Source organism: Pantoea jilinensis (assembly GCF_019104105.1).
GTDB classification, from domain to species: domain Bacteria; phylum Pseudomonadota; class Gammaproteobacteria; order Enterobacterales; family Enterobacteriaceae; genus Pantoea; species Pantoea eucalypti.
Genome location: NZ_CP077746.1, coordinates 2539291 through 2553580, shown reverse-complemented (window position 1 = coordinate 2553580; position 14290 = coordinate 2539291). Strand labels below are relative to the sequence as shown.

General features: G+C 56.3%; 13 protein-coding genes. 11 read left to right on the top strand and 2 right to left on the bottom strand.

Going from position 1 to position 14290, the window contains the following annotated elements; all coding sequences use genetic code 11:
- Positions 1–297: 297 nt before the first annotated feature.
- The 8 genes from hinT (at position 298) to KTJ90_RS11985 (ending at position 6722) form a co-directional block, all read left to right on the top strand.
- Positions 298–648, top strand: coding sequence for a purine nucleoside phosphoramidase (gene hinT / locus KTJ90_RS12020; RefSeq protein WP_003849854.1), 351 nt, complete (start codon positions 298–300; stop codon positions 646–648).
- 15 nt (positions 649–663) lie between these two features.
- Positions 664–1032, top strand: coding sequence for a YcfL family putative periplasmic lipoprotein (locus KTJ90_RS12015; RefSeq protein ID WP_003849853.1), 369 nt, complete (start codon positions 664–666; stop codon positions 1030–1032).
- Positions 1033–1043: 11 nt separating this feature from the next.
- Positions 1044–1640 (top strand): penicillin-binding protein activator LpoB, encoded by a 597-nt coding sequence (lpoB, locus tag KTJ90_RS12010; protein WP_003849852.1) that lies wholly within the window; start codon positions 1044–1046, stop codon positions 1638–1640.
- A gap of 16 nt (positions 1641–1656) precedes the next feature.
- Positions 1657–2439, top strand: coding sequence for a protein kinase family protein (gene thiK, locus KTJ90_RS12005; RefSeq protein ID WP_499026515.1), 783 nt, complete (start codon positions 1657–1659; stop codon positions 2437–2439).
- A gap of 39 nt (positions 2440–2478) precedes the next feature.
- Entirely contained in the window at positions 2479–3519 is a 1041-nt protein-coding gene (nagZ, locus tag KTJ90_RS12000) for a beta-N-acetylhexosaminidase (RefSeq protein ID WP_078804280.1), read from the top strand.
- 40 nt (positions 3520–3559) lie between these two features.
- The gene (ycfP, locus tag KTJ90_RS11995; protein ID WP_003849849.1) at positions 3560–4102 is read left to right on the top strand and encodes an alpha/beta hydrolase YcfP; all 543 of its coding nucleotides are present in this window, start codon (positions 3560–3562) and stop codon (positions 4100–4102) included.
- 212 nt (positions 4103–4314) lie between these two features.
- Positions 4315–5619, top strand: coding sequence for an NAD(P)/FAD-dependent oxidoreductase (locus KTJ90_RS11990; RefSeq protein ID WP_003849848.1), 1305 nt, complete (start codon positions 4315–4317; stop codon positions 5617–5619).
- A gap of 560 nt (positions 5620–6179) precedes the next feature.
- On the top strand, positions 6180–6722 hold the full coding sequence (locus KTJ90_RS11985) for a glycine zipper 2TM domain-containing protein (protein WP_003849847.1): 543 nt from the start codon (positions 6180–6182) through the stop codon (positions 6720–6722).
- 143 nt (positions 6723–6865) lie between these two features.
- Here the strand turns inward: KTJ90_RS11985 and mfd are convergent, their stop codons facing one another.
- Both mfd and KTJ90_RS11975 read right to left on the bottom strand, forming a co-directional pair.
- The gene (mfd, locus tag KTJ90_RS11980) at positions 6866–10309 is read right to left on the bottom strand and encodes a transcription-repair coupling factor (RefSeq protein WP_078804281.1); all 3444 of its coding nucleotides are present in this window, start codon (positions 10307–10309) and stop codon (positions 6866–6868) included.
- 228 nt (positions 10310–10537) lie between these two features.
- A complete protein-coding gene (locus KTJ90_RS11975) occupies positions 10538–10747 on the bottom strand; it encodes a hypothetical protein (protein ID WP_003849845.1) in 210 nt (69 codons plus the stop codon).
- 273 nt (positions 10748–11020) lie between these two features.
- Here KTJ90_RS11975 and lolC point away from each other — a divergent pair, with 273 nt between their 5' ends.
- The 3 genes from lolC to lolE are packed head-to-tail and all read left to right on the top strand — an operon-like array spanning position 11021 to position 14161.
- Positions 11021–12220: a lipoprotein-releasing ABC transporter permease subunit LolC gene (gene lolC / locus KTJ90_RS11970; protein WP_033743171.1), complete on the top strand. Its 1200-nt coding sequence runs from the start codon at positions 11021–11023 to the stop codon at positions 12218–12220.
- Complete coding sequence (gene lolD, locus KTJ90_RS11965) at positions 12213–12917, top strand: lipoprotein-releasing ABC transporter ATP-binding protein LolD (RefSeq protein WP_003849843.1); 705 nt, start codon at positions 12213–12215, stop codon at positions 12915–12917. Before lolC ends, lolD begins: the two co-directional genes overlap by 8 nt.
- Positions 12917–14161 (top strand): ABC transporter permease, encoded by a 1245-nt coding sequence (lolE, locus tag KTJ90_RS11960; protein ID WP_499024738.1) that lies wholly within the window; start codon positions 12917–12919, stop codon positions 14159–14161. The genes lolD and lolE overlap by 1 nt, the downstream gene beginning before the upstream one ends.
- Positions 14162–14290 lie beyond the last annotated feature (129 nt).

Genomic DNA, 14290 nt, shown 5'->3' with positions numbered 1-14290 from the left:
CTGATTAGCAAAGTAGAGCTGACGCGGCGGTTAAACCTTCGCAATCTGGCAACCAAAAGCGTTGAAGTGGCAATCAGGCAAAGAAAAGGGGGGCATAATTCTAATTTATAAAACAGCGTTTCATTTTTATGTGATGGCGGCTGCTTTATGGGTATTCATACTGGGGTTTCAGGCAGGGGAGTGAGGGGCTGCTGCAAAGGCACGCGAACAATGCAAGAAAAGTGGTACTGAGGTTGAAAGAAAACAAATTTCTCCCGCATACTGATTGATTACGACTCAGGCTAAAGGAATTGCACCATGGCTGAAGAAACCATTTTTAGTAAAATTATCCGCCGCGAAATCCCCGCTGATGTGGTTTACCAGGACGAGCTGGTCACGGCCTTCCGTGATATTTCGCCTAAAGCACCGACGCATATTTTAATCGTGCCGAATGTGCTGATCCCCACGGTCAACGAGGTGGAAGCCGCGCACGAGCACGCGCTGGGACGCATGTTTACCACCGCGGCGAAAATCGCCCGCCAGGAAGGTATCGACCAAAATGGTTATCGTCTGATTGTGAACTGCAATCAACATGGTGGTCAGGAGGTTTATCACATTCATATGCATCTGCTGGGCGGCGAACCGCTGGGTCCGATGCTCTCTAACTGATAACGGAAACGTGCTATGCGATCCTGGCTGACTGGCCTGCCGATCCTGCTCTGCCTGACGGCTTGCAGCAGTGATAAACCGATGATCAATACGTCACAGTCACTGGTGATGGAGTCCTCTGTGCTGTCGGCAGGGATTATTACCGATGAGCCGACGCTGGATGAGAACGATGGACTCAAACGTGCCACCAGCGTGCTCTATAATCAGCGCGAAACACCGGTCGTTGTGCACTACCGTTATTACTGGTATGACGACAAAGGGCTGGAAATCACCCCGCAGGAACCGGCGCAGACAGTCACCGTTCCGGCGCAGGGCAGCATAGTCGCCGCCTCGCAAATGGGTAACCTGACTGCCAGTAAGGTTCGTCTTTATCTCTATCTTTAAGGATTTTCATCGTGATACGCAGTTTTAATCGTACCGGAACGCTTCTGATGGCGCTCATTCTGACCGGCTGTGTTGTGAAACAACAGCAGCAGCCTGCACCGGTTGAACCGACCCAGCCTGCTGAGCCAACCCAGCCCGTTCCGCAACCTGAACCGGTACCGCAACCGCAGCCTGTGCCGCAGCCGCCAAAACTGGTGACTATCAACTGGGATGCCACCGTTCAGCCGCTGGTGGCGCAGATGTTACAGGCCGCCAGCGCCGAGCCTGGCAGCGTGCTGCTGGTCGATCGGATCAAAAACAGCACCAATGGCTCGCTGCAAAGCGACAAAGCCACGGCAGCAATCCAGAATGCGCTGAATAATAACGGTAAATTCACCCTCGTCTCTGCAGATCAACTGGCACAGGCCAAGCAGACGCTGGGATTATCGCCGGATGACAGCCTGAACTCGCGCAGTAAAGCCATTGGCCTGGCGCGTAACCTCAACGCACAGTATGTGCTCTACAGTAACGCGCGTGGCGATGTTAAAACACCGACCCTGCAGATGCAGCTGATGCTGGTTCAGACCGGCGAGATCATCTGGTCCGGCAACGGCATTGCTCAGAATTAATCCGGCATTCCAGCGGATCATTGAACAGGTCACGGGCGAACCAGACAAAGCATTGATTATGCCGCTGGCCGGTCTGACCGGACACAGCCAGAAGATTGTCAGCCCGTCCGGCACCTTTATCGTTCGGGCGACACCGCAACCGGCTATTCCCTTTGTGGACCGGCAGCGAGAATTCCGACTGTTACGAAAGTTGAGAACCACGGGGCTGGCGCCGCAGCCCGTAGAGTCACATCGTCAGGGAATTATCCTGACCTGGTGCGCGGGCGAGGCGCTGGATGCACAACGCTTCGGCGAGCAACGTCCGCAGATCGTGGCCCTTCTGAAGCAACTGCACCAGCAGCCGCTGACCGGCTATCAACTGTCGATGTTATCGCTACTGTGGGATTACTGGCAGCTTACACCTCAGCGGCATCATCGCTGGCTGCGAGCGCTCAGGCGCCTGACGCAGCAGGGTGAGCCCCGGCCGCTGAGGCTGGCACCGCTGCACATGGATCTGCATGCCGGTAATGTCATACAAGGTCCCGAAGGCCTGCGTCTGATTGACTGGGAGTATGCCGCCGATGGCGACGTGGCGCTGGAACTGGCGGCCGTCTGTGCCAGCGATCCGCAGCACGATGCCGAATGGCTGGCAGAGTATGCAGCGGCGATGCAGCTGCCGCTTCCCGCGCTGGTGCAGCAGGTCAGACGCTGGCAACCCTGGCTGCGCTTGCTGATGGCCAGCTGGTATCAGCTGCGTGCCAGTCAGAGTGAAAACGAAACATTACACCAGCTGGCCCGACAGAGCTGGGAACAGATTTAATCGCGTTATGCAGCTGCATAACGCCACAGGATTCAGGTTATGAGAACACATTTACCCGGCCCGCTGATGCTTGACGTTGAGGGCTATGAACTGGATGGCGAAGAGCGCGACATCCTGAAGCACCCGCTGGTCGGCGGCTTAATTTTATTTGCCCGAAATTATCACGACCCGGCTCAGCTGGCAGAGCTGGTGCGGCAGATCCGCGCGGCCTCTCACTCCCGGCTGGTGGTTGCGGTGGACCAGGAGGGCGGTCGCGTTCAGCGTTTCCGTGACGGCTTTACTCAACTGCCCGCGATGCAATCCTTCGCCGCGCTTCACGATGCAGACACCGCAGGTGAGATGGCGCAGCAGGCGGGCTGGCAGATGGCGGCCGAAATGATCGCGATGGATATCGATATCAGCTTTGCGCCGGTGCTCGACATTGGTCATATCAGCGCTGCCATCGGCGACCGCTCTTTCCACGCCGATCCGGCCATTGCTCTTGCTGTTGCCCGCCGCTTTATTGCGGGGATGCACGAGGCGGGCATGAAGACCACAGGTAAACATTTCCCAGGGCATGGTGCGGTCAGCGCCGATTCGCATAAAGAGACGCCACGGGATCCGCGCGACGAAAAAACGCTGCGTGAGCATGACATGGCGATCTTCAGCAAGCTGATCACCGAGCAGGCGCTGGATGCCATCATGCCTGCTCACGTCATCTACACCGACGTTGATCCGCTGCCCGCCAGCGGCTCGCCATACTGGCTGAAAACCGTGTTGCGCGAGCAACTGGGCTTTAATGGCGTGATTTTCTCCGACGATTTGTCGATGGAGGGCGCCGCCGTGATGGGAAGCTATTCTGAGCGGGCGCAGCAGTCCCTTTCTGCCGGTTGCGACATGATTCTGGTCTGCAATCAGCGCCAGGGAGCCATCAGTGTGCTGGATAACCTGATCCCGGTCGGGTCAGAGCGCGTGACGCAGCTGTATCATCAGGGCAGGTTTACCCGCGGTGAGCTGCAGGCTACGCATCGCTGGAAATCCAATGCCCAGCAACTGAGTGCGCTTCAGGAACGCTGGCTGGCTCACAAGGCGTCGTGGTAAGCAGTGACTGCCCGGCGCTATCTCAACCCTGAGGATTATTATGATCATTTATCTGCACGGTTTTGATTCCAACAGTCCGGGCAATCACGAAAAGGTGCTGCAACTGCAATTTATCGATCCTGACGTCAGGTTGATCAGTTACAGCACCCGCCATCCTAAACATGATATGCAGTTTCTGCTGAAAGAGACCGATAAGATGCTGACGCTGTCCGACGATGACCGCCCTCTGATTTGCGGTGTCGGGCTGGGCGGCTTCTGGTCAGAGCGCATCGGGTTTTTGTGCGGCATCCGCCAGGCGATCTTCAATCCCAACCTCTTTCCGCAGGAGAATATGGAAGGGAAGATTGACCGTCCCGAGGAGTATCAGGACATCGCCACCAAATGCGTCAGCGATTTTCGCGAGCGCAATCGTGACCGCTGTCTGACCTTCCTCTCCCGTCATGATGAGGCGCTGGACAGCCAGCGCATCGCCGACCAGCTGCATCCGTTTTATGACATCGTCTGGGATGAGACAGAAGGGCACAAATTCAAAAACATATCCCCACACCTTCAGCGGATAAAATCTTTTAAAACATCAGGTTAAACCTGTCAGGCACCGCAAGGTGCCTGTTTTCGTTACGTAATTATCTGAGTTTTATTTCTCCGCTTTGATGTATATCAATATTCTTATGTTCTCCTCTTCCCGCCATGCTATTCTGGCCGCAGATTGCGATTTTAACTTCGCCAACCCTATGTTTCTTAAGGTTTAATTTAACCTTTGGTTAACTTTTGGTTCACAATTTGAGGGGGTCTTTGTTGACTACGTCTGTTAAGAGAATTGTTATTGTCGGCGGGGGAGCGGGCGGCCTGGAAATGGCGACGCAATTGGGCCATAAACTGGGTCGTAAAAAGAAAGCCGAGATTATCCTGGTTGATCGTAACCATAGCCATTTGTGGAAGCCGCTGCTGCACGAAGTGGCCACGGGTTCGATGGATGAAGGCATTGACGCACTGAGCTATCTGGCCCATGCCCGCAACCACGGTTTTGAGTTCCAGTTGGGTTCGCTCACCGATATTGATCGCAGCCGCAAAGTGATCCGCCTGGCCGAAGTGCTGAACGCACAGGGCGAAGTGCTGGTGCCACAGCGTGAAGTGGCCTACGACCAGCTGGTCATGGCGCTGGGCAGCACCTCCAATGATTTCGGAACGCCGGGTGTCAAAGATCACTGCATCTTCCTGGACAATCCACATCAGGCGCGTCGTTTCCACAACGAAATGCTCAACCTGTTCCTGAAATTCTCTGCCAGCGAAGGCAAGGTCGAGAAAGTGAACATCGCTATCGTGGGCGGCGGCGCAACAGGCGTTGAGCTGTCAGCGGAGCTGCACAACGCGGTGAAACAGCTGCACAGCTACGGCTTCAAAGGCCTCGGACGCGAAGCGCTGAACGTGACGCTGGTGGAGGCGGGCGAACGTATTCTGCCTGCACTCCCACCGCGCATCTCTGCTGCTGCGCACCAGGAGCTGACCAAACTGGGCGTGCGCGTTCTGACGCAGACCATGGTCACCAGCGCTGAGCGTAATGGCCTGAATACCAAAGGCGGCGAGTTTATCGAAGCCGACCTGATGGTCTGGGCAGCAGGGATCAAAGCGCCTGACTTCCTGAAAGAGATTGGCGGACTGGAAACCAACCGTATCAACCAGCTGGTGGTGAAAGAGACCTTGCAGACCACGCTGGACGATGACATTTACGCCATTGGCGACTGTGCCTCCTGCGCCCTGCCAGGCGGCGGTTTTGTTCCGCCACGTGCCCAGTCGGCGCACCAGATGGCCTCACGCGCGATGGAAAACATCCTGGCGCAGCGTCACGGTAAACCGCTGAAAGCCTATGTCTATAAAGACCATGGCTCGCTGGTGTCGCTTTCCCGCTTCAGTACGGTCGGCAGCCTGATGGGTAACCTGATGCGTGGCTCGATGATGGTGGAAGGGCGTATTGCACGCTTTGTCTACATCTCACTCTACCGTATGCACCAGGTCGCGCTGCACGGCTACTTTAAAACTGGCCTGATGATGCTGGTGGGCAGCATTAACCGGGTGATCCGTCCCCGGCTTAAGCTGCACTAAGCAAGCGTAATCAGTCTGGTCAAGGCTAAGCCTCCTCGATATTGAGGGGGCTTTTTTTTTGCGCCAGACTGGCCGGGAGTCGCGGCTGGCGGACAGCCGTGCAACGGTTTATTCGTCGCGCTGGAGCCCCGTTCAGTCAGCTATGCCGCGCGAACCCTGAGGCGTCAGCGTGAATGGGATATCACCAGTCTGACTGGTTTACAGCCGCTTATTGTTCCTGCGAATCGGCTCACTGTATCGAATCTGACAGGGTTCACGTGTCAATATGATCAGGGCGTAGCGCCAATATTGGTCATCTCTTAATGTATTGAATTTGAAGTGATTAAAGTAAATTCTGGCGTCGATTACTTCTGGCTTACATCTCATCAGAACTCTCCTAAAAACTGGCCCTGATAGCAAAGTGACCAATTTCCTCCATTTATCTGATGTTGCATTTTCGGTCCATCTGTAAAACTTCATCTCAACAAACACGGCGCGTCGCGCACGCCGGTTATACCTCAGTTAACGAGGATGCTTTAACAGCAGGATTGCGCGGTAACACTTTTCAGGAGGAACTTCCTGTGAATAAATCAATGTTAGCGGGTATCGGTATTGGTGTAGCAGCAGCGCTGGGTGTTGCAGCCGTAGCAGGCATGAATGTGTTTGATCGCGGTCCTCAATACGCTCAGGTACTCTCTGCAACACCAATCAAAGAGAGCATCAAACAGCCACGTCAGGAGTGCCGGAACGTCACACTGACCCACCGTCGGGCCGTACAGGATGAAAACCGTCTTGCTGGCTCTGTATTAGGTGCAGTGGCAGGTGGGGTGCTGGGTCACCAGTTTGGTGGCGGTCGCGGCAGGGATGTAGCGACAGTAGCGGGTGCGGTAGCGGGCGGTTATGCCGGTAATCAGGTCCAGGGTGGACTGCAGGATCGGGATACCTACACCACAACCGAACAGCGCTGCAAAACAGTTTATGATAAACAAGAGAAAAAACTGGGATATGACGTGACCTATAAAATAGGCGATCAGCAGGGTAAAATCCGCATGGAAAATGACCCCGGCACGCGTATTCCTCTGGATCGCAATGGTCAGCTGGTTCTCAACGGCGATCAGGCGTAATTGGGCAAAGCTTTGCTGCACTCGCGGCCACACAGCACGACGTAATAGTGAAATAATGAAAAAGGCGCATCGTATGATGCGCCTTTTTTTATCGCCATTTCCCGCGCTTTACCGATTAGCTCAGTAGTGCGCGGGCAGAGGTGTTACGCCTGATGCTCAGCCAGTTGTGAAACAAAGCCCTGCACCCACTCCATCCGTATTTTCCTTTCCGACAGCTCGCGGGTAAACCGCAGGCGTGTCGGGCCATCCAGCTTCCACTGCTGTGGCTCTTTCTGCAACAGGCCGATCAGCCATGCTGGATCCACATTGTTCTTCGGCGCAAAATCGAAATAACCGCCTTTGTCGCTGGCTTCGATCTTACGCAGACCGACAGCACGGGCCTTCAGACGGATAATCGCCACGTCCAGCAGATTTCGGGCTGGATCGGGCAGCAGGCCAAATCGGTCGATCATCTCCACTTTCAGCTCCTGTAATTCCTCTTCAACCTCTGCGCTGGCGATGCGCTTATAGAGCGAAAGACGGGTGCTGACATCCGGGATAAACGTCTCTGGCAGCAGGGCTGGCATCCGCAGCTCTACCTCTGTCTGATTACTGGTGAGATCTTCCAGTGACGGCTCGCGACCCGCTTTTAGCGCGTCGACCGCATTCTCCAGCAGTTCCATATAGAGTGTGAAGCCCAGCGTCTCCATCTGTCCGCTCTGCTCATCACCCAGTAGCTCGCCGGCACCGCGAATCTCCAGGTCGTGCGTAGCCAGCGCAAAACCGGCTCCCAGATCTTCCAGAGAGGCGATCGCTTCCAGTCGCTTATGTGCATCGGCGGTCATCGATTTTGGATGCGGCGTTAACAGCCAGGCATAAGCCTGATGATGCGAACGGCCAACGCGACCACGCAGCTGATGCAGCTGTGCCAGACCAAAGTGATCGGCCCGCTCAATGATGATGGTATTGGCAGTCGGAATGTCGATACCGGTTTCGATAATGGTGGTACAGACCAGCACGTTAAAACGCTGATGATGGAAATCGTTCATCACCCGTTCCAGATCGCGCTCACGCATCTGGCCATGACCAATCGCCACACGCGCTTCCGGCACCAGTTCGCTGAGACGCTGCGCCGCTTTCTCAATATTTTCAACGTCGTTGTAAAGATAGTAGACCTGTCCGCCACGCAGAACTTCACGCAGGATCGCTTCACGGATCACCAGATCGTCAAATTCACGCACAAAGGTTTTTACCGCTAAACGGCGGGCAGGCGGTGTGGCGATAATCGAGAGATCGCGCATGCCGCTCATGGCCATATTCAGCGTACGCGGGATCGGCGTGGCGGTCAGGGTCAGAATGTCCACATCGGCACGCATCGCCTTGATGCGCTCTTTGTGACGCACTCCGAAGCGGTGCTCTTCATCAACAATCAGCAGGCCGAGATCGTGCCATTTGAGATCGCTCATCAGCAGCTTATGGGTGCCGATTAAAATGTCGATCTTGCCGTCACTGGCCTGTTCCAGCACCTGTGCCTGCTCTTTGGCGGTACGGAAACGGGAGAGCATCTCAATGCGGACCGGCCAGTTGGCGAAGCGATCGCGGAAGTTATCGTAGTGCTGCTGTGCCAGCAGGGTGGTCGGCACCAGCACGGCCACCTGTTTATGGTTCTCAATCGCCAGAAACGCCGCGCGCATCGCCACTTCGGTTTTACCAAAGCCGACGTCGCCGCACACCAGGCGGTCCATCGCCAGAGGCTGGCACATATCACTCAGCACCGCATTGATTGCCTGCGCCTGGTCCGGTGTGGTTTCAAAGGGGAAGCTTTCGCAGAACAGCTGATACTGTTCACGATTATGCTTAAAGGCAAAGCCGGATTTGGCGGCGCGCTGGGCATAGATATCCAGCAGTTCCGCCGCCACATCACGCACTTTCTCAGCCGCTTTCTGCCGGGCGCGTGACCAGGCATCGCTGCCCAGTTTATGCAGTGGGGCGTTATCGTCCGCGCCACCCGCGTAGCGACTGATCAGGTGCAGGGACGAAACCGGCACATAGAGTTTGGCGTCATTGGCGTAGGAGAGCATCAGGTATTCCGCCTGAATACCACCCGCTTCCAGCGTCGTCAGGCCGATATAGCGCCCCACACCGTGCTCCAGATGCACCACCGGCTGGCCGGGGCTCAGCTCCGCCAGGTTACGGATCAGAATGTCCGGATTGATAGTGCGACGGGTATCCTGACGGCGACGGCTGACGCGTTCGCCCAGCAGATCGCTTTCGCAAATCAGTGCCCGGTTACCCTGGGTATCAATGAAACCGCGCTCGCTGGCGCCAATCATCAGACTGAAACGATCGTCGACAGTTTCATCGAAACGATGTACCGGCTGAGGGCGCAGTTTAATCCGGGCCAGCAGTTCCTGCAGGGTCTCGCGGCGGCCTTCGCTTTCAACCGAGAAGACGACAGCACCGCTGAAGGTTTCAATAAACTGACGCAGATGGTCGAGCGGCGCTTTCGCCTGCGCCTGAACGGCAAGGTCGGGCAGCGGGGTGTAACCGAGGTTAGTATTCGCCGCTTTGTCGGGCAGCACTTCATTGGTCATCTGAATGCGCGGCCAGGCTTTAAGCTCACCCATCAGGGCATCGGGACGCAGCCACAGGGTAACCGGCTCCAGCAGCGGACGCATCGGATCAACGCGGCGATTCTCATAACGCACCTCAGCATCCTGCCAGAAGCGGCGGGCGCTGCCTTCCAGATCGCCACAGTTCACAATCAGGGTGTTATCAGGCAGATAGCTGAACAGACTCGGTAATGGCTGTTCAAAAAAGAGCGGCTGCCAGTATTCAATGCCCGCAGGCAGCGTGCCTTTACTTACCTGCTGATAGACATGCTCCGACTCGCGGCGCACATCAAAAATTTCGCGCCAGCGGCTGCGAAACAGCTCAATAGCCGCTTTGTCGCTGGGAAACTCATGGGCCGGCAACAGGTTAATTTCCGGGACGGCTTCCAGCGTACGCTGACTGTCGACGTCGAACAGGCGCAGGCTATCAATCTCATCATCGAAAAAGTCGATGCGATAAGGCTGATCGCTGCCCATCGGGAACAGGTCGAGCAGGGCGCCGCGCGTGGCGTATTCACCGTGCTCCATCACCTGATCGACATGGCGATAACCGGCCTGCTCAAGCTGGTCGCGCAGCCGGTCGCGTGACAGTTTTTGTCCCTGCTTCATCACCAGCGCATGGCCATGCAGGAAACTGTGCGGGCAGACGCGCTGCATCAGGGTGTTGACCGGCATGATCAGCATACCGCGCTGCATCACCGGCAGCTGGTAGAGTGTCGACAGGCGCGCGGAGATAATATCCTGATGCGGCGAGAAGCTGTCGTAGGGGAGTGTCTCCCAGTCAGCGAGGTGCGTCACCGGCAGATCGGTAAACTGACGGATCTCATCCAGCAGACGCAGGGCGGTTTGGGTATCGGGGGTAATCATCAATACCGGACCCGCATGGTGTTCGGTAATGCTGGCACACTCCACCGCGTGCGCTGCGCCTATAATCTGGCCAAGCTGACGGTGGTCGCCGGATTTAACGGGCAGGGTATAACGAGTCTGTTCGGGCATGGGATCTCGGGGTTGCTCCATTTTTCCAGGACGTAATCATTCCATATTATGTCAGGGGGATCACCTTTGCGGCACAATTTTCCTGCCGCGCCGCGCTGAATCCAGGGATTGGTCAGCCATTACCTGGCGTCAGCGGTAATGCAGCGGATAGAGAGAGAATAGACGGAGTCTGGCGAGGCAACATAAAAAACCGCCGTCGCTATGCAGCGACGGGGTTAAGCGGGCATTTTATTTTATGGATTGCTGTGTGTAATGCATGCGTGGGCGGTCGATATTTGCCCAGGATAGTTCCTGCTCAGGATGGTAGCTGAGGTTGCCGTCGTCCCACTTTACGTAGTAGCCGGCGGGTGCGTTTCCCTGCTCAAAGACATTGATAATTTCGCCTCTGATCTCCCCGGATTTATGTTTGACGATACTGCCTTTGGGAAATTTCAACATGGTCGCTACCTCTACCTCTACCTCTACCTCTACCTCTACCGCTGTGCGATAAATTCACCCCTTATCCTGTTACTGATTATAGTCTACACCCCACCTGCGCTGAATAATCAGCCAATAAGCGGCGGCTTTATCGGCTATTCCGCGGCTTTGAGGCAAGAGATGACGCATCCGGATGCAACTTTGCTGCCGACTCAGAGGGTTAGAGGTTTCATAAAGCCAGCCGCTCCTTTATCATCCCACTACCTATTTTCAGGCAACGGCTTACTGGATTCCATGTATCAACCTGTCGCGCTATTTATCGGTCTGCGTTACATGCGCGGACGAGCATCGGATCGCTTCGGTCGCTTTGTCTCTTGGCTCTCAACGATTGGCATTACGCTTGGCGTGCTGGCGATGGTCACCGTGTTATCGGTGATGAACGGTTTTGAGCGTGAACTCGAAGGCAATATTCTTGGGCTGATGCCGCAGGCGCTGATTACCAGCGACAAAGGCAGTCTCAATCCCCAACAGCAACCCGCCGCCTCGCTGAATCTGCAGGGCGTTAACCGCATCGCGCCGCTGACCACCGCCAATGTGGTGCTGCAAAGCCCGCGCAGCGTCTCCGTTGGCGTAATGCTGGGCATTAATCCGGATGAAAAAGATCCGCTGACGCCGTTCCTGGTGAATACCCAGCAGAGCGTGCTGCAGCCCGGACAGTACAATGTCATTCTCGGCGAACAGCTGGCATCACAACTTGGCGTAAAACGTGGCGATCAGCTGCGTTTGATGGTGCCGTCTGTCAGCCAGTTCACGCCAATGGGGCGGGTGCCGAGTCAGCGTCTGTTTACGGTAGCGGGCACCTATGCTGCCAATAGCGAAGTCGACGGGTATCAGATTCTGGTCAATCTGCAGGATGCGTCGCGCGTCATGCGTTATCCGGCCGGGAATATTACTGGCTGGCGACTGTGGCTGGATAAACCGCTATCAGTCGACAGTCTGAGTCAGCAGACATTGCCTGCGGGCCTTATCTGGAAAGACTGGCGTGAGCGCAAAGGCGATCTTTTCCAGGCAGTGCGCATGGAGAAAAACATGATGGGCCTGCTGCTGAGCCTGATCATCGCCGTCGCAGCCTTTAACATCATCACGTCATTAGGCCTGCTGATCATGGAGAAGCAGGGCGAAGTGGCGATCCTCCAGACCCAGGGCCTGACACGCCGGCAAATCGTGGCGGTGTTTATGGTTCAGGGTGCCAGCGCCGGGATTATCGGCACGCTGCTCGGCACGCTGCTCGGCGTCCTGCTCGCCAGCCAGCTCAACAACTTAATGCCGGTAATTGGCCTGTTCCTTGATGGGGCCGCGTTGCCGGTTGATATTAATGTGTGGCAGGTGGTCACTATCGCCCTCAGCGCGATGATTGTGGCGCTGTTGTCTACGCTCTATCCTTCGTGGCGCGCTGCCGCCGTTCAACCTGCTGAGGCTTTACGTTATGAGTAACACTCCTTTGTTGCAGTGCCGCGACCTGTGCAAACGCTATCAGGAAGGCAGCGTGCAGACCGATGTGCTGCGCAATGTGGCTTTCAGCCTCCAGCCCGGTGAACTGACGGCTATCGTTGGCAGCTCAGGCTCCGGTAAAAGTACGCTGCTGCACCTGCTGGGCGGTCTGGATGCGCCGACCTCGGGTGACGTGGTGTTTGATGGTCAGTCACTGAATGCCATGTCCTCATCAGCCAAAGCCGAACTGCGTAACCGCGAGCTGGGCTTTATCTATCAGTTCCACCATCTGTTGCCGGACTTCAGTGCGCTGGAGAACGTGGCGATGCCACTGCTCATTGGCAAAACTGCGAAAGCGGAAGCGCAGGATCGCGCCCGTGAGATGCTGGCGGCAGTCGGTCTGGACCATCGCGCCACGCACCGGCCTTCTGAACTGTCAGGCGGCGAACGCCAGCGCGTGGCGATTGCCCGTGCGCTGGTCAACCGTCCTCGTCTGGTGATGGCGGATGAGCCAACCGGCAACCTGGATGCGCGCAACGCTGACGCTATTTTTGAACTGCTGGGCGAACTGAACGTGCGTCAGGGCACCGCGTTTCTGGTGGTCACGCACGATCTGATGCTGGCAAAACGCATGACGCGACAGATGGAGATGCGTGACGGTCAGTTAAGCGAGCAGCTTACTATGGCAGGAGCGCTGTAATGGGCTCGTCGTTATCCCTGTTGCTGGGCCTGCGCTTTAGCCGCGGCCGCCGTCGTGGCGGCATGGTCTCGCTGATTTCGGTGATCTCTACTATCGGGATTGCGCTGGGCGTGGCGGTGCTGATTATCGGTCTGAGCGCCATGAACGGTTTTGAGCGTGAGCTGAACAATCGCATTCTGGCGGTGGTGCCGCACGGTGAGATCGAGGCGGTCAATCAGCCGTTTCAGCACTGGCAGTCGATGATTGCCCCGATTGAAAAGGTGCCCGGCATTGCAGCGGCAGCGCCCTACGTGAACTTCACTGGCCTGATTGAGAGCGGTGCCCGGCTGGAAGCGCTGCAGGTTAAAGGCGTTGATCCCGCACAAGAGCCGCGTCTCAGCGCACTGCCACAGTTTGTCGCCAATAACGCCTGGTCCACTTTTGCCGCCGGTAAGCAGCAAATCATTCTGGGCGGCGGCATCGCGAAATCGCTGAATGTGAAGCAGGGCGACTGGATCACCATTATGATCCCCAATAACGATGGTGATAACAAACTGCTGCAGCCAAAACGTATCCGGCTTCAGGTCAGCGGTATCCTGCAATTGAGCGGCATGCTCGATCACAGTCTGGCGCTGGTGCCGCTGGCCGATGCGCAGCACTATCTGGAGATGGGTGACAGCGTGTCGGGCATCGCCCTGAAGATGACCGACCCCTTCCAGGCGGTCAAACTGGTGCGCGATGCGGGTGAGGCGACCCGCTCTTACGTCTACATCAAGAGCTGGATTAGCACTTACGGCTATATGTATCGCGACATTCAGATGATCCGCGCGATCATGTATCTGGCGATGGTGCTGGTGATTGGCGTTGCCTGTTTTAACATCGTTTCCACGCTGGTAATGGCGGTAAAAGACAAAAGCAGTGACATTGCAGTGCTGCGCACACTCGGCGCTAAAGATCGGCTGATCCGCGCCATCTTTATCTGGTACGGTTTGCTGGCGGGTCTGCTGGGCAGCGTCAGCGGCGTGGTCGTGGGCGTGCTGGTGGCGCTTAACCTGACCTCGCTGGTGCGCGGACTGGAGTCGATTACCGGCCATCATCTGCTGGCGGGGGATATTTACTTCATTGATTTCCTGCCGTCGGAATTGCACTGGATTGATGTGTTCTCAGTACTGATTACGGCGATTCTGCTGAGCCTGCTGGCGAGCTGGTATCCCGCCAGACGTGCCAGCCGCATTGACCCGGCTCGGGTATTAAGCGGTCAGTGAAAAAATGCGGCGCGAGAGGTTTTCGCGCCGCATCTGTTTAAGACCTTTGCTGTTGGGTTGTGCCCTCAGCAACCGTTACTATCGGGTGATGTTGACCCGGAATCTGTTTAGAGCGGCTCACCGCAGCCG

Excerpts from the sequence above, each read along its gene's own strand:
- hinT (WP_003849854.1), top strand. The coding sequence starts at position 298 with ATGGCTGAAGAAACCATTTTTAGTAAAATTATCCGCCGCGAAATCCCC.
- KTJ90_RS12015 (WP_003849853.1), top strand. The coding sequence starts at position 664 with ATGCGATCCTGGCTGACTGGCCTGCCGATCCTGCTCTGCCTGACGGCT.
- nagZ (WP_078804280.1), top strand. The coding sequence starts at position 2,479 with ATGAGAACACATTTACCCGGCCCGCTGATGCTTGACGTTGAGGGCTAT.
- ycfP (WP_003849849.1), top strand. The coding sequence starts at position 3,560 with ATGATCATTTATCTGCACGGTTTTGATTCCAACAGTCCGGGCAATCAC.
- mfd (WP_078804281.1), bottom strand. The coding sequence starts at position 10,309 with ATGCCCGAACAGACTCGTTATACCCTGCCCGTTAAATCCGGCGACCAC.
- KTJ90_RS11975 (WP_003849845.1), bottom strand. The coding sequence starts at position 10,747 with ATGTTGAAATTTCCCAAAGGCAGTATCGTCAAACATAAATCCGGGGAG.
- lolC (WP_033743171.1), top strand. The coding sequence starts at position 11,021 with ATGTATCAACCTGTCGCGCTATTTATCGGTCTGCGTTACATGCGCGGA.
- lolD (WP_003849843.1), top strand. The coding sequence starts at position 12,213 with ATGAGTAACACTCCTTTGTTGCAGTGCCGCGACCTGTGCAAACGCTAT.
- lolE (WP_499024738.1), top strand. The coding sequence starts at position 12,917 with ATGGGCTCGTCGTTATCCCTGTTGCTGGGCCTGCGCTTTAGCCGCGGC.